At 72.5% G+C, this 15,237-nt stretch carries 9 protein-coding genes and 2 riboswitches; of the genes, 5 read left to right on the top strand and 4 right to left on the bottom strand.

From position 1 onward, the window contains the following. Positions 1 to 33 precede the first annotated feature (33 nt). The 3 genes from ACIQFU_RS31320 to metE all read left to right on the top strand — a co-directional run bounded on the left by ACIQFU_RS31320 (position 34) and on the right by metE (position 5,668). Positions 34 to 498 carry a MarR family winged helix-turn-helix transcriptional regulator gene (locus tag ACIQFU_RS31320; protein ID WP_402556012.1) on the top strand — a complete coding sequence of 155 codons (465 nt, stop codon included), beginning with the start codon at positions 34 to 36 and terminating at the stop codon, positions 496 to 498. Next, positions 495 to 2,813 carry a DHA2 family efflux MFS transporter permease subunit gene (locus tag ACIQFU_RS31315; protein WP_402556010.1) on the top strand — a complete coding sequence of 773 codons (2,319 nt, stop codon included), beginning with the start codon at positions 495 to 497 and terminating at the stop codon, positions 2,811 to 2,813. The genes ACIQFU_RS31320 and ACIQFU_RS31315 overlap by 4 nt, the downstream gene beginning before the upstream one ends. 144 nt (positions 2,814 to 2,957) lie before the next feature. Continuing rightward, positions 2,958 to 3,180, top strand: a riboswitch (cobalamin riboswitch). 169 nt (positions 3,181 to 3,349) lie between these two features. Further along, complete coding sequence (gene metE, locus ACIQFU_RS31310) at positions 3,350 to 5,668, top strand: 5-methyltetrahydropteroyltriglutamate--homocysteine S-methyltransferase (RefSeq protein WP_402556008.1); 2,319 nt, start codon at positions 3,350 to 3,352, stop codon at positions 5,666 to 5,668. 43 nt (positions 5,669 to 5,711) lie between these two features. Here the strand turns inward: metE and ACIQFU_RS31305 are convergent, their stop codons facing one another. Genes ACIQFU_RS31305 through ACIQFU_RS31290 form a run of 4 tightly spaced genes read right to left on the bottom strand, consistent with a single transcriptional unit; the run spans position 5,712 to position 10,621 of the window. After that, entirely contained in the window at positions 5,712 to 7,280 is a 1,569-nt protein-coding gene (locus tag ACIQFU_RS31305) for an ABC transporter ATP-binding protein (protein ID WP_402556006.1), read from the bottom strand. Beyond that, entirely contained in the window at positions 7,277 to 8,116 is an 840-nt protein-coding gene (locus ACIQFU_RS31300; protein ID WP_402556004.1) for an ABC transporter permease, read from the bottom strand. The genes ACIQFU_RS31305 and ACIQFU_RS31300 overlap by 4 nt, the downstream gene beginning before the upstream one ends. After that, complete coding sequence (locus ACIQFU_RS31295; protein ID WP_402556002.1) at positions 8,113 to 9,060, bottom strand: ABC transporter permease; 948 nt, start codon at positions 9,058 to 9,060, stop codon at positions 8,113 to 8,115. Before ACIQFU_RS31295 ends, ACIQFU_RS31300 begins: the two co-directional genes overlap by 4 nt. 1 nt (position 9,061) lies before the next feature. After that, a complete protein-coding gene (locus ACIQFU_RS31290) occupies positions 9,062 to 10,621 on the bottom strand; it encodes an ABC transporter substrate-binding protein (protein ID WP_402556001.1) in 1,560 nt (519 codons plus the stop codon). 55 nt (positions 10,622 to 10,676) lie between these two features. Further along, positions 10,677 to 10,805, bottom strand: a riboswitch (cobalamin riboswitch). A 439-nt stretch (positions 10,806 to 11,244) separates the two neighbouring features. Here ACIQFU_RS31290 and ACIQFU_RS31285 point away from each other — a divergent pair. Both ACIQFU_RS31285 and scpA read left to right on the top strand, forming a co-directional pair. Then, positions 11,245 to 13,059, top strand: a complete 1,815-nt coding sequence (locus ACIQFU_RS31285) for a methylmalonyl-CoA mutase family protein (protein ID WP_402555999.1) — start codon at positions 11,245 to 11,247, stop codon at positions 13,057 to 13,059. Beyond that, entirely contained in the window at positions 13,059 to 15,236 is a 2,178-nt protein-coding gene (gene scpA / locus ACIQFU_RS31280; protein WP_402555997.1) for a methylmalonyl-CoA mutase, read from the top strand. The genes ACIQFU_RS31285 and scpA overlap by 1 nt, the downstream gene beginning before the upstream one ends. Position 15,237: the final 1 nt, after the last annotated feature.

Raw genomic sequence — 15,237 nt, 5'->3', positions numbered from 1 at the left:
CATACTCAAGATGTCCCATGACTCACTACGGAGGTGTCCGTGACCCGAGACCCCGAGGGCACGGCTTCCGATCTGGTTGCGGCTCTGACGGAGACGGTGTCTCCGCTTCTGCGCCACGCCGGGACCGTGTTCGCCAACAATCAGGTCCCGTTCTCCCAGGCCAGCCTGCTGACCCATCTGTACGAGCAAGGAGCTTCCCAGCGCATGAGCACGCTGGCACAGGAATTCGATGTGGCGCCGCGCACCGTCACCACCCTCGTCGACGGTCTCGAGCGCCGCGGGCTCGTCCAGCGAGCCCCGGACCCGCACGACCGTCGCGCCGTCCTGGTCAGCGTCACCGCCAAGGGCAACGCGCTGATGCAGGAGATCGAGTGGGGCAGACGGGCCCTCGCCGACGAACTCGTCAACGGTCTCACCCGCGACGAGCGCGTGGAGTTCGCGCGCCTGCTCAACAAGCTCCGTCCGGCACCCAAGAGCGAGCGGGGGCCCCGGACATGAGCGCCGACGCCGCGACGGCGACGGACCGGGCGGCCGCCGAGCGCGACCATCGCAACCGTTGGTACGTACTCGCGGTCATCGCCACCGCCCAGCTGATGGTGATACTCGACGGCACGATCGTTCAGATCGCGCTGCCCTCCGTACAGCAGTCGCTCCACATGTCCGACGCCAACCGGCAGTGGATGGTCACCGCGTACGCACTGACCTTCGGGGGCCTGCTCCTGGTCGGCGGCCGGCTGGCCGACCGCTTCGGCCGCGGCCGGACCTTCCTCGTGGGGCTGGTCGGCTTCGCCGTGGTCTCCGCGATCGGCGGTGCGGCGCCCAACACCGAAACGCTCATCGCCGCCCGCGCGCTGCAAGGCGTCTTCGCCGCCATCCTCTCGCCGGCCACGGTCTCCCTGCTGACCACCACCTTCACCGAGACCAAGGAGCGGGCCAAGGCGTTCGGCCTCTTCAGCGGCATCGTCGGCAGCGGCGCCGCCATCGGACTGATCGTCGGTGGCGTACTCACCGAATACGCGGGCTGGCGCTGGTGTCTCTATGTGAACGTGCCGATCGCGGTCGCCGTGACCGCCCTCGGCGTCGCCACCCTGCCACGCAAGCGGGGCCACCGCGACGTCAGCATCGACGCGACCGGCGCGGTTCTCGGCTGTCTGGGCCCGGTCGCCCTGGTCTACGGACTGTCCGAGGCACCGGAACGCGGCTGGGACTCCCCCCTGGTGACCGGGCTGCTGGCCGCGTCCGTCGTGCTGATCGGCGCGTTCCTGGTCTCCCAGGCCCGCATCCGGCAGCCGCTGCTGCCGCTGCGCGTGGTCGCCGAACGCACCCGTGCGGGATCCTTCCTCGGGGCCGCGCTGCTCAACTTCGGCATGCTGGGCATCTCGCTCTTCGCCACGTACCACCTGCAGGCCGTCATGCACTACGAGCCGCTCAAGGCGGGGTTCGCGTTCCTGCCGATGGTCGGTGCCGTGATGGTGACCGCGACGCAAGTGGTCGCGCGCGTCATGGGACGGATACCGACGCGCTGGCTGGTCGGGCCCGGCCTCGCCTTCACCACGGCCGGAGTGTGGATGTTCACCACCCTCTCCGAGGACAGCTCCTACCTCTTCGGAGTGCTGCCGGCCTGGCTCCTGCTGGGCGTCGGCATGGGTCTGAGCTACTCCCCCACCGCACACGCCTCTCTGGCAGGGGTGCCGGACCACGACTCGGGCGCGGTGTCCGCGTTCCAGACGACGGCCCGGCAGATCGGCGGCGCCATCGGCCTCGCGCTGAGCAACACCCTCGCGGCGGGCGCCGCCGCGTCCTACTACGCCGACCACCAGGGCCACGGTGCGGAGGACGAACTCGTCGTCAAGTCCATCGTGCACGGCAGCGCGGCCGCCGCATGGTGGGTCAGCGGCATTCTGCTCATCGGCACGGTCGTCTGCACGATCATGATCAACGCCGATCCCCGCAAGGCACGGCAGGCCACCCCGGACGCCGACACCGACAGCGGCACCGACACCGACACCGCGCCCGACACCGATGCCGTCATGATTCGCGGCCGTGTCGTCTGGGCAGAGGACGTGCCGGTCTCCGAGGCGGCGCTCACCCTGGTCACCCATGACGGCCGCGAGGTCGCGCGCACGTCCACCGACCGCGACGGCGCTTACGGACTGCGGGCGCCCGGACACGGTCCGTACCTTCTCATCGCCCGCTCGGACACCCACCGTTCGACCGCCACGCCGCTTGCCGTCACAGCGGGCGCGTCGGCAATCGAGCACACGGTCACCTTCCAGGACGAAGGTGCCGTCACCGGCATCGCGCGCGACGAGGCGGACGGTTCACCCCTCAAGGGCACGTCCGTCATACTGACCGACGCGAGCGGCCGCCTCGTCCGGTCCCTGTCGACGGACGAAGACGGTTCGTTCCTCATCGACAAGCTGGCATACAGCCCCTACGTTCTCGTCCTCCACCAAGAGGGCTACCGGCCCGCGGCCATCGACCTTCAGATCGGCGACGCACGGCAGATCACCGTGACCGCCGAACTCGCCTCGCACGCCCGTCTCGGCAGCCTGAGCGGCGTGGTCAGCGACAGCGAGCACACCCCTGTGAACGACGTGCGACTCACGCTCACGGACGGCTCCGGTACGAGGCTGACCGCCACCTCCAAGGAGGACGGCAGCTTCGAGTTCGCCGACCTGCCGGTCGGCAGTTACATCCTGATCGCCGCGGGCCACCCGCCGACGGTGAGCCGGCTGAAGATCTCCGAGGCGACCAACCAGCACAACATCCATCTGGACCGCCGCGGAGAAGCACCCTCCCACGAGTCCTGACCCCCGGCTCCCCGCGGCTCGGCCGGGAAGGGGCGGTGAACGCGAGTGCGGCGTTCACCGCCCCTCGCCGTTGCCACCCGCCGCACGCACCGACCCGCCTTCCGGATGGTGGACGGTGCTCTTCCTTTCACGGCGCCTCCCCGTAAGCTGGCCGCAGCAGCTGGTTCGTCCCGTCCGCCAGGCGGGACGTCGCAAGAGGGAACCCGGTGGGAATCCGGGACTGCCCCGCAGCGGTGAGCGGGAACGACCGCCGTCATACGCACTGGATCCAGGACACCGGGTCCGGGAAGCGACGGCCAGTAGGAGCCCTGACGTCGTCAGGACACGCCCGCGAGTCCGAAGACCTGCCAACTGCCCGCGTGCGGACCGTTCCGCGCGCGGACATCCCGGTGACCTCGAGGGCGGGTCGGCGTACACACCAGACGGAACGACCGCGCTTGTGCCGCGCCGGATCGTGGCCATCTGGTTCGTCGTTCCCTTCGCTCTCTCGTCCCGTTTCCGGGATCTCAGGGATTCATCTCGCGAAGGAGATCTCCGTGACAGCGAAGTCCGCAGCCGCGGCAGCACGGGCCACCGCGTACGGCTACCCCCGCCAGGGCCCGAACCGTGAACTGAAGAAGGCCGTCGAGGGCTACTGGAAGGGCCGCGTCACCGCCGACGCCCTCCGGGCCACCGCCGCCGGGCTGCGCCGCGGCAACCGGCAGCAGCTCGCCGACGCCGGCATCCACGAGGTGCCCACCGGCGACTTCTCGTACTACGACCACGTCCTGGACACCACCGTCATGGTCGGCGCGATCCCCGAGCGGCACCGCGCCGCCGTCGAGGCCGACGCGATCGACGGCTACTTCGCCATGGCCCGCGGCACCCAGGAGGTCGCTCCGCTGGAGATGACCAAGTGGTTCGACACCAACTACCACTACCTGGTCCCCGAGCTGGGCCCCGGCACCGTCTTCACGGCCGACTCCACCAAGCAGGTCGCCGAGCTGAAGGAGGCCCTCGACCAGGGCCTGGCCGCCCGTCCCGTGCTGGTCGGCCCCGTCACCTACCTCCTGCTGGCCAAGCCCGCCCCGGGCGTGCCCGCGGACTTCGAGCCGCTGACGCTCCTGGACCGGCTGCTTCCGGTGTACGCCGAGGTCCTCGCCGATCTGCGCGCGGCCGGCGCCGAGTGGGTGCAGCTCGACGAGCCGGCCCTGGTGCAGGACCGCTCCCCGGCCGAACTGAACGCCGCCGAGCGCGCGTACCGTGACCTCGGTGGTCTCACCGACCGGCCCAAGCTGCTCGTGGCCTCCTACTTCGACCGGCTCGGCGACGCACTGCCCGTGCTGGCCCAGGCCCCGGTCGAGGGACTCGCCCTGGACTTCACCGAGGCCGCCGCGGCCAACCTGGACGCCCTGGCGGCCGTCGGCGGGCTGCCCGGCAAGCGCCTGGTCGCCGGTGTCGTCAACGGCCGCAACGTCTGGATCAACGACCTGCACAAGTCGCTGTCCACCCTGGGCACTCTCCTCGGGCTCGCCGACCGCGTCGACGTCGCCGCCTCCTGCTCCCTCCTGCACGTGCCCCTGGATGCGTCCGCGGAGAAGGACGTCGATCCGCAGATCCTGCGCTGGCTGGCCTTCGCCCGCCAGAAGACCGCCGAGGTCGTCACCCTCGCCAAGGGCCTCGCCCGGGGCACCGACACCATCACCGGCGAACTCGCCGCCAACCGCGCCGGCCTCGCCTCCCGCGCCACCTCGCCGATCACCCGCGACCCCGCCGTCCGGACCCGCGCCGAGGCCGTGACGGACGCCGACGTCCGCCGCTCCCAGCCGTACGCCGAGCGGGCCGCCGCCCAACGTGCCCACCTCGGGCTGCCGCTGCTGCCGACCACGACCATCGGTTCCTTCCCTCAGACCACCGAGCTGCGCACCGCCCGCGCCGACCTGCGCGCCGGCCGCATCGACACCGCCGGGTACGAGGAGCGCATCAAGGCAGAGATCCAGGAAGTCATCTCCTTCCAGGAGAAGACCGGCCTGGACGTCCTGGTGCACGGCGAGGCCGAACGCAACGACATGGTCCAGTACTTCGCCGAGCAGCTCACCGGCTACCTCGCCACGCAGCACGGCTGGGTCCAGTCCTACGGCACCCGCTACGTGCGTCCGCCGGTCCTGGCCGGTGACATCTCCCGCCCCGAGCCGATGACCGTGCGCTGGACCTCGTACGCCCAGTCGCTGAGCGACCGCCCGGTCAAGGGCATGCTCACCGGACCGGTCACCATGCTCGCCTGGTCCTTCGTCCGCGACGACCAGCCCCTCGGCGACACCGCCCGCCAGGTCGCCCTCGCCCTGCGCGACGAGGTGAACGACCTGGAGGCCGCGGGCACCTCGGTCATCCAGGTCGACGAGCCGGCGCTGCGCGAAACGCTGCCGCTGCGGGCCGCCGACCGGGACGCCTACCTGGCGTGGGCGACCGAGGCGTTCCGGCTCAGCACGAGCGGGGTCCGTCCGGACACCCAGATCCACACCCACATGTGCTACGCCGAGTTCGGCGACATCGTCCAGGCCATCGACGACCTCGACGCCGACGTGATCAGCCTGGAGGCCGCCCGCTCCCACATGCAGGTCGCCCGCGAACTCGCCGCCCACGGCTACCCGCGCGAGGCCGGACCGGGCGTGTACGACATCCACTCCCCGCGCGTGCCGAGCGCCGAGGAGGCCGCGGGCCTCCTGCGCACCGGTCTCAAGGCCATCCCCGCCGAACGGCTGTGGGTCAACCCCGACTGCGGTCTGAAGACCCGCGCCTGGCCCGAGACCCGCGCCTCCCTGGAGAACCTGGTCGCCGCCGCCCGCACCGTCCGCGGTGAGCTGCCCGCCTCCTGACCGAAGGAGGCGGTGGGCCGGGACGCCACAGGCGTCCCGGCCCTCAGGTCGCGGCCGATGTGCGCCGCCAGTCCTCGGGCAGCACCTCGTCGACCGTGCCGCGCCGTGTGCACCGGCCGTCCTCGAACAGCACCGCGTCGTCCGTCAGGGCCCGGACTGCGGGCAGGTCGTGGCTGATGAACAGCAGGGCCGTACGGTCCGGGGCGAGCAGCCCGGGCAGCGCCTCGAACACCCGCTTGCGCGAGACGGTGTCCAGCGCCGACGTCACCTCGTCGCACACGAGCAGCGCGGGGCCCGCCAGCAGCGCGCGCACGAGGGCGCAGCGCTGGAGCTGGCCCCCGGAGAGCGTGGCGGGCGTGCGGTGCAGGAGTTCCTCGTCGAGCCCCAGGGCGGCGGCCGTGTCCAGGGCTTCGGCCGTCGCCGCCTCCTGCTCCCGGTGACGCAGGAGGCGGGCCGTGTCGGCGAGTTGCGGCAGTACCCGCCGGTGCCCCTCGAACGAGTCGGCGCTGCTCTGGTGCACGTACTGGACGGCACGGCGCTGCGCGGCGCTACGGCGGTCGATCCGACGGGGCAGCGCGTCGTCGCCGTACCGCACTTCGCCCGCCGACGGCGTCGTCAGACCGGCCAGTACCCGTGCGAACGTCGTCTTACCCGATCCGGAGGGGCCGAGCAGGGCGGTCCTGCCGCCGGGCGGGAACGCCATCGACACAGGACCGGCGAGCGGATCGCCGGAACGGCGGCGTACGGCGATGCCCTCGGCGGTGACGCCGCGCGCGGGCCGCGCCCTCGCCTCGTCCGCATCCGGCCGTGCGCTCGCCACCGTGCTCCGTTCCGCGGCGAGCAGATCGCGGGTCGCCCGATGCCGGCTCGGGTGCGCACCGGCGCCGAGTACGTCCGGCACGGGGCCGTCGTCGACGCCGCGGCCGTGCTCCAGCACCACGACCCGGTCGGCGGTCGCGCGGACCAACGGCAGGTCGTGGCTGAGCAGCAGTACGCCGCGACCGTGGTCGGCGAGTGCCCGCACCCTGCCTCCCAGGGCCGTCGCGAGCGCCGGGTCGAGCCCGCTCGTCGGCTCGTCGAGCACCAGCAGGCGGGCGCCCGTCACCAGCGCGGAAGCCAGTGCCAGCCGCTGCTGCTGACCGCCGGACAGCTGGTGCGGAAAGCGCCGGCAAACCGCCTGCCAGTCCAGTCCGGCCGAGGCGAGCGCCCCCTGTGCGGCGCTCCTGCGGGCGGCGCGTCCCGCGTGGCCGAGGGCCGCCAGTTCGGTGAGCGCCGGACCGGTGCGCCTGACCGGGTCCAGTACCGTCTCCGGGTGCTGCGGCAGGTGGGCGGCCAGTCCTGCCCGGACGGCCGGTCGCCGGTGCGGTGCGAGTGCCAGCAGGTCCGTTCCGGCCAGCAGCACCCTGCCGGTCAGCCGTACACCCTCGCGCGCGGCGCCGAGCACGGCCAGGCCCAGGGTCGTCTTGCCGCTGCCCGACGGGCCGACGACTGCGGTGACGGTGCCCGCGGGGACGGTCAGGGCGATGCGGTCGAGCAGAGGCCGGTCCACTCCGTCGGCGTGCGCGGAGATCTCCGGGACGTCGAGAAGCGGCTCACGGGAGGAGGGTGTCATCGGCGTCTCCCGCGGTGTGCGAGGGCGTGGTCCACGAGGAGGTTGCCGCCGACGCACAGGGCGCTCAGCAGGCCGGCGGGGACCAGCACGGCGGCGGGCTGGGTGAACAGGGCGTCGCTGTTGCGCTCGATGAGCACCGCCCAGTCCGCGGAGGACGCGGGCAGCCCCAGCCCGAGGAAGTTCGCGGACGCCAGCAGGTACAGCACCACGGAGAACCGTCCGCCCGCGTCGGTGGCCAGGGGAGCCGCCAGCTCCCGCGTCAGGTGCCGAATATGGATGTACGCCCAGCCGCGGCCCTGCATGCGCAGCGCCTCGACGACCGTCCGGGTCGCCGGGGCGAGCGCGGCCCCGCGCACCAGTCGCGCGACGGCCGGTACCTGGAGGGCTCCGGCGACGACCACCAGCCAGAACCATTCGCGGTGTCCGGTCGCTGCCAGGGTCATCAGCACCAGCAGCCCGGGGAAGGCGAGCAGCAGGTCGAGGCCGCGCATCACCGTTTCGTCGAGGCCGCGCCGTGGACCCGCGGCCAGCAGTCCCAGCGGTACCCCGACGGCCGTGCCGACGAGCAGCGCGCCGAGGGCGCTGCCGATCACGGAGGCGCCGCCGTGCAGAACGAGCCACAGCACGTCACGGCCGAGTACATCCGTGCCGAGCAGGTGCCCGGCGCCCGGCGGTTGCGACGGAAGGGCACGCCCCCGCCCCACTGCCGTCCCGTCGGCAAGCCACGGGCCCAGTACGGCGGCGAGCACCGGCACGCAGACCAGTACCAGGGCGATCCACGGATGACGTGTCCGCTCACCGCGGCGGGCCGCAAGGGTCTTCCGTCCCGGAGTCACGCGGTCACCTCCCGGCGCGGCGCGAGCCGGTGCGCGGCCAGGTCGCCTGCGAGGTTCACCGCGACGGCGGTGCCGGCGAACAGCAGCGCGTACGTCTGGACCTGGGGCAGGTCCCGGTTCTGCACCGCTTCCACGAAGCCGGTGCCGAGGCCGCGGAAGCCGAACACCGCCTCGACGAGGACGGCGCCGCCCAGCAGTCCCTCCACGCAGCGGGCGAACTGCTGCGCGGCCGGTCCCAGGGCGCCGGGCAGCACGTGCCGCAGCACGATCGTCCGTTCCCGCATCCCCAGGAGCCGCAGATGTTCGGCGACGGCACCGTGCCGCTGCGCCGCGACGCCCGCACGGACCTGCCGCGCGAGGTCGCACAGGTGCCGGGCCGTCAGGACGACGACGGGCAGTACCAGCACGGCCGGCTGGGCCGGCAGGCCGGCCGTGTCCATGCCGACGGCGGTGGCGGGCAGCAGCCCGGCCCACAGGGACACCGAGGCGACGAGGAGCAGCCCGAGGACGAACTCGGGGACGGCGTGCAGCACGACGGCAGCGGTGTTCAGCGCGCGGTCGAGGCGGCTGCCCTCCCGCAGTCCCGACACCGTGCCGAGGACGGGCCCGAGCACCGTGACGAGCAGCAGCGCCGGAAGGCCCAGGAGCAGCGTCACCCCTGCCCGGCGGCCGACGTCCTCGCCCACCGGCACCCCGGTCGTCAGGGACGTCCCGAGGTCGCCGGTGAGCAGGTGGCCCAGCCAGTGCCAGAAGCGGGACCAGGCGGGTTCGTCCAGTCCCAGCTGCCGGCGCAGGGCCGCCACCTGTTCGGGCGTGCCCAGTTCGCCGCGGAGTACGTCGGCCGTGTCGCCGGGCAGCAGCGAACCGACGGCGAACACGGCCACCAGCACGACCAGACACTGGAGGAGCGCCAGCAGGGAACGCCGCAGGAGGTACGAGCGCACGTCAGCCGACGCGGACCCGGTCGAACCGGGCCCAGTCGTGCGAGTTCGGAGGTGCCGCCCGCAGACCGCGCACCGACGAGGCGATGGCGTCGTTGGCGTCGGAGAACGCCCACACCAGCAGGCCGGACTCGTCCCGCGCGATCTTCTGCGCACGGGAGAGCAGGGCAAGCCGTTCCTGTTCGTCCCGGGTGGTGCGGGAACGGTCCAGCAGGGCGTCGAACTTCTTCGAGGCGTACTGCGTCTGGTTGCGGGCCGCTTGGCCCCGCACCCGCTGCTGGAGGAAGTCGGAGACCGGCAGGGTCGAGGTGGTGTTGAAGGCGGCGACGCCCTTGGTCTTGATCTCGCTGAAGTAGGTGCTGGACGCACGGGTGTTGACGGTGAGCTTCAGTCCGGCCTCGCGCAGCTGCTCCGCCATGAGGTCCGCGGCCGGTTCCCAGGCCGCGTCGACCGAGCTGGTCTCCACGGTGATGTGCAGGCCTTCGGCGCCGGCCTGCTTCACCAGCCTCCGGGCCTCCTCGACGTTCCGTTCGCGGGGGGTCAGGTCGTCGGGGTACCCGTGCAGACCGAGTCCGAACAGGTCGTTGCCCACCTCGCCTTGACCGGCCAGGGCGACCCGGACCAGTTCCTCCCGGTCGATGCCCAGCTGCACGGCGCGTACCAGACGCGGGTCGTCGAACGGTTTGCGGCCGGTGCGCAGCAGCAGTTGCTGCGCGGTGGCCCGCTTCGCGGTCAGCAGCCGCGTCGAGCCCTCCTTCTTCAGCCGTTCCACGAAGGCGCCGGCCATGTCGGCGGCGTAGTGGACCTGCCCGGACAGCAGCGCGTTCAGGCGCGCGGACTCCTCGTTGGCGGGGACGATCTCCAGTTCGGCGATGTGCGGGGCGCCGTCCCAGTGGCCGTCCCAGCTCCGGTAGCGTGCGTTGCCGCCCGGGGTGAAGGACACGTAGGTGAAGGGGCCAGAACCGACGGGACGGCGGAAGTCGGTCGTGCCGTCCGGGAGTATCTCGGTGCCGGGGCCGGCGAAGACGGTGGGGAACTCGAAGTTCGGTGCCTTCAGCGCGAAGACGACGGAGCGTTCGCCGTCGGCCTCGGTCGCGTCGAAGTCGATCGCGGAGAGCAGTACCTGCGAGGGCGAGCCCGTGGCCGGGTCGGCGGCGCGCCGGTAGCTGTAGAGGACGTCCTTGGCCGTGACCGGTTTCCCGTCGTGGAACTCGGCCTTGCGCAGCCGTATGCGCCACCGGGTGCCGGACGTGTCGCTCTCCCACGCCTCGGCGAGCCGCTCGCGCACCGACATGTCGTCGGCGTACGTCCCGAGTGTGTCGTACAGGGCCTTGGCCCTGGCCTGGTCGACGAAGTTCGGCGCGACATGCGGGTCGAGGGTCTCCTGGGAGCCGCCGGCCGCGAAGGCGGCACGGAACCGGTCGCCGCGGCCACCGTCCTTCTTGTCTCCGCCGCACCCGGCGAGCAGGCCGGTCGTGGCGAAGGCCAGGGCGCCTCCTGCGGCCAGTACGCCTCGCCTGCCGGGCTGCGGCCGCTGCGCGGACGTCGATTGGGCACGCGTCATCACTGTCGATCCTCTCCGGGGTGTCCTCGCCCCTGTGTGCGGACCGGCGACGGGTCAGTCTCCTGGCTCCCGGATCGTCGCTCGCCTTCGCCTTCCCGTCCGCGGTCGCGGACAGTGGCATGCGGAAGGGCTGCTCCCCGGTCACAGTGGCGGGACCGCGCCGGACTCGCACCGGCTTCCTGATCCCCGTCGCCTCGTGCCCTCATTCTGGCGCACGATCCGGTGCCGCCTGCTCCGGGGCCCGGTTCGGGACTGAGGAATTCCTCGCCGGGTCGCGGGGAAGGTCTCCGACCGGGCGGCGGGCCGCGGACCCGGTGGCGCTGCGCGCCGTATTCGTCCCGCCGTGCGGCTTACCTCCCGAACGCATCCTCCGGCAGACAGGTTTGCCCACCGCTCTCCCGGTCCTGCACGGTGTGCGGGCCCGGGCGACCGTCGCCGCCGGTGAGGTCCGCCCGTCCCCCTTCTCGCACCCCGCCGTCGGGTCCGGCCGGCCTTCCCCCCGTGGTCCGGTCGCCGTGCGGTCGCCCGTGGCGCGGGAGCGACTCGTGTCACACACGCGGGGAGAACAAGGTCACAACCGCTTCCTCTGCTGATCCTCAAGTCGCCTGTCCTAACATCCGAGCATGACGCTCCTGCCTGACGACGGACTCGCCCTCGCGGCCGGGTTCCCTCACGCGACACACGAGCAGTGGCAGCGCCTGGTGGCGGGCGTCCTGCGCAAGTCGGGCAAGGAGGTGCCGGACGGCGAGGCGGAGAGGGCCCTGTCCACCGCGCTGGAGGACGGCCTGCGGGCGCACCCCCTCTACACCGCGCGTGGCGTCGCCCCCGACCCCGGTCTGCCGGGCTTCCCGCCCTTCGTCCGCGGGGGCCGCGCGCAGGCCGGCACGGCCGGCGGCTGGGACGTGCGCCAGCGCCACACGGTGGCCGACCCGGCGTCGGTCCTCGCCGACCTGGAGAACGGGGTCACCTCCCTGTGGCTGTCCGTCGGTGAGCCGGCCGGCCTCCACGTCACCGCGCTCGACCGCACCCTGGACGGCGTCTACCTCGACCTGGCCCCCGTCGTCCTGGACGCGGGCGGCGCTTTCGAGGACGCCGCCCGGGAGTTGCTGCGCCTCTACGAGGCGAGGGGAGTCGCCGCGGACGCCGTGCGCGGCAATCTCGGTGCCGATCCGCTGGGCCACGAGGCGCGGACCGGCGGTTGTCCGTACGACGTCGCTCCCGTGGCCGAGCTGGCCCGGCTGTGCGCCGCACGCCACCCCGGGCTGCGGACCGTGACCGTGGACGCGCTGCCGTACCACGAGGCGGGGGGTTCGGCGGCGCAGGAGCTGGGCTGCTCCCTGGCGACCGGCCTGGCCTATCTGCGCGACCTGGCCGACGCCGGGCTGGACACGGCCCGGGCGCTGGCGCAGCTGGAGTTCCGGTACGCGGCGACCGCCGACCAGTTCCTGACCATCGCCAAGCTGCGCGCCGCGCGCCGGCTGTGGGCCCGGGTGGCCGAGGTGTGCGGGGCGCCCCGGGCGGGCGGGCAACTCCAGCACGCGGTGACCTCGCCGGTGATGATGACCCGCCGCGACCCGTGGGTGAACATGCTGCGCACCACGGTCGCCGCCCTCGCTGCCGGAACGGGTGGCGCCGACGCCGTGACCGTGCTGTCCTTCGACCACGCGCTCGGTCTGCCGGACGCGTTCGCCCGCCGCATCGCCCGCAACACCTCCACCATCCTGGTCGAGGAGTCGCACCTGGCCCGGGTGATCGACCCGGCGGGCGGCTCCTGGTACGTGGAACGGCTGACCGACGAACTCGCCCACGCCGCTTGGGCCTTCTTCCAGGACATCGAGCGCGAGGGTGGGCAGGCGGTCGCCCTGCGCTCCGGTATGGTCGGCGAACGGCTGGCCGAGACCTGGGCCGTGCGCCGCGGGAAGCTGGCGCAGCGGCGGGAGCCGGTCACGGGGGTGAGCGAGTTCCCCGACCTGTCCGAGAAGCCCGTGGTGCGCGATCCCGCGCCCGAGCCGCCGTCCGGGGGTCTGCCCCGGGTGCGGCGGGACGAGGCGTTCGAGGCGCTGCGCGCCCGCTCCGATGCCCATCTGGCCGCGACCGGAGCCCGGCCCCGGGTCCATCTGGCCGCGCTCGGACCGGCCGCGGCGCACACCGCACGGCTCGCCTTCGCCGCGAACCTCTTCCGGGCGGGCGGGATCGAGCCCGTCACCGAGGGCGACTTCGCGCGGAGCGGGGCGCGGGAGGTGTGCCTGTGCTCCAGTGACGAGCTGTACGCGGAGCGGGCCGAGTCCACCGCCGCCGCGTTGCGGGACGCGGGCGCCGATCACGTGTTCCTGGCGGGTCGCCCGGGTCCGTACGCGGGTGTCGACACGTACGTCTTCGCCGGCTGCGACGCCGTCGCCGTGCTCTCCGCAGCCCTCGACCGCATGGGAGTGTCCTGATGTCCATCCCCGACTTCTCGGCGATCGAGCTGGGGACCCCGTCCGCCGACGCCTGCCTCGACGAGTGGCGCGCGGCCGTGAAGAGGACCACCGACGGTGACGACCTCCTGTGGGAGACGCCGGAGGGCATCACGGTCAAGCCGCTGTACACCGGGCAGGACCTGGAGGGCCTGGACTTCCTGGACACCTATCCGGGCATGGCGCCGTACCTGCGCGGCCCGTACCCGACGATGTACGTCAACCAGCCGTGGACGATCCGCCAGTACGCGGGCTTCTCGACGGCCGAGGAGTCCAACGCGTTCTACCGGCGCAACCTGGCGGCCGGGCAGAAGGGCCTGTCGGTCGCCTTCGACCTGCCCACGCACCGCGGCTACGACAGCGACCACCCGCGGGTGACGGGTGACGTCGGGATGGCGGGGGTGGCCATCGACTCGATCTACGACATGCGGCAGCTGTTCGACGGCATTCCGCTGGACCGCATGACGGTGTCGATGACGATGAACGGTGCCGTGCTGCCGGTGCTGGCGCTGTACATCGTGGCGGCCGAGGAACAGGGTGTGCCGCCGGAGAAGCTGGCCGGGACCATCCAGAACGACATCCTCAAGGAGTTCATGGTCCGCAACACCTACATCTATCCGCCGAAGCCGTCGATGCGGATCATCTCCGACATCTTCGCGTACACCTCGCAGCGGATGCCGCGCTACAACTCCATCTCCATCTCCGGCTATCACATCCAGGAGGCGGGCGCGACGGCGGACCTGGAGCTGGCGTACACGCTCGCCGACGGCGTGGAGTACATCCGGGCGGGCCGTCGGGCCGGCCTGGACGTGGACGCGTTCGCACCGCGGCTGTCGTTCTTCTGGGCGATCGGCATGAACTTCTTCATGGAGATCGCCAAGCTGCGGGCGGCCCGGCTACTGTGGGCCAAGCTGGTCAAGCAGTTCGACCCGCAGAACGCCAAGTCGCTCTCGCTGCGCACCCATTCGCAGACCTCCGGCTGGTCGCTGACCGCGCAGGACGTCTTCAACAACGTCACCCGCACCTGTGTGGAGGCGATGGCCGCGACCCAGGGTCACACCCAGTCCCTGCACACCAACGCCCTGGACGAGGCGCTCGCGCTGCCCACCGACTTCTCCGCGCGCATCGCCCGCAACACCCAGCTCCTCCTCCAGCAGGAGTCCGGCACGACCCGCGTGATCGACCCCTGGGGCGGCAGCGCGTACGTGGAGAAGCTGACGTACGACCTCGCGCGCCGCGCCTGGCGGCACATCCAGGAGGTGGAAAAGGCGGGCGGCATGGCGCAGGCCATCGACGCCGGCATCCCCAAGCTGCGGGTGGAGGAGGCCGCCGCCCGCGCCCAGGCCCGCATCGACTCCGGACGGCAGCCGGTCATCGGCGTGAACAAGTACCGGGTGGACTCCGACGAGCAGATCGAGGTGCTCAAGGTCGACAACTCCTCGGTGCGCGAGCGGCAGATCGCCAAACTGCGGCGGCTGCGCGAAGAGCGCGACGAGAGCGCCTGCCGGGACGCGCTGGACGCGCTCACGCGGGCCGCCGGCGGCGAGGGCAACCTGCTGGAGCTCGCCGTGCGCGCCGCCCGTGCCAAGGCGACCGTCGGGGAGATCAGCGACGCCCTGGAGAAGGTGTACGGGCGGCACGCGGGTCAGATCCGTACGATCTCCGGTGTGTACCGCAACGAGACGGGCGAGTCACCGGCCGTGGAAGGCACCCGGGCCCTGGTGGACGCCTTCGCCGAGGCCGAGGGCCGCCGGCCGCGCATCCTGGTCGCCAAGATGGGCCAGGACGGCCACGACCGCGGCCAGAAGGTGATCGCCACCGCCTTCGCCGACCTCGGCTTCGACGTCGACGTCGGCCCCCTCTTCCAGACCCCCGCCGAAGTCGCCCGCCAGGCGGTCGAGGCGGACGTGCACATCGTCGGAGTGTCCTCCCTGGCCGCCGGGCACCTCACCCTCGTCCCGGCGCTGCGCGAGGCGCTCGCCGAGGAAGGGCGTGAGGACATCATGGTCGTGGTGGGCGGAGTGATCCCGCCGCAGGACGTGCCGACCCTGCTGGAGATGGGCGCAGCGGCGGTGTTCCCACCGGGCACGGTGATCCCGGACGCGGCCCGCGACCTGGTGGCACGGCTGGCGGCCGGTCTCGGCCACGGCGACCTGTGAA

This window comes from Streptomyces sp. NPDC093065 (genome assembly GCF_044754585.1).
Lineage (GTDB): Bacteria > Actinomycetota > Actinomycetes > Streptomycetales > Streptomycetaceae > Streptomyces.
The sequence above is the reverse complement of the archived record's forward strand: the minus strand, read 5'-3'. Positions and strand labels throughout refer to the sequence as shown.

What these genes read in the sequence shown, in the direction of transcription:
- ACIQFU_RS31315 (WP_402556010.1), top strand. Translation starts at nt 495, where the DNA reads ATGAGCGCCGACGCCGCGACGGCGACGGACCGGGCGGCCGCCGAGCGC.
- ACIQFU_RS31305 (WP_402556006.1), bottom strand. Translation starts at nt 7,280, where the DNA reads ATGACACCCTCCTCCCGTGAGCCGCTTCTCGACGTCCCGGAGATCTCC.
- ACIQFU_RS31290 (WP_402556001.1), bottom strand. Translation starts at nt 10,621, where the DNA reads ATGACGCGTGCCCAATCGACGTCCGCGCAGCGGCCGCAGCCCGGCAGG.
- ACIQFU_RS31285 (WP_402555999.1), top strand. Translation starts at nt 11,245, where the DNA reads ATGACGCTCCTGCCTGACGACGGACTCGCCCTCGCGGCCGGGTTCCCT.
- scpA (WP_402555997.1), top strand. Translation starts at nt 13,059, where the DNA reads ATGTCCATCCCCGACTTCTCGGCGATCGAGCTGGGGACCCCGTCCGCC.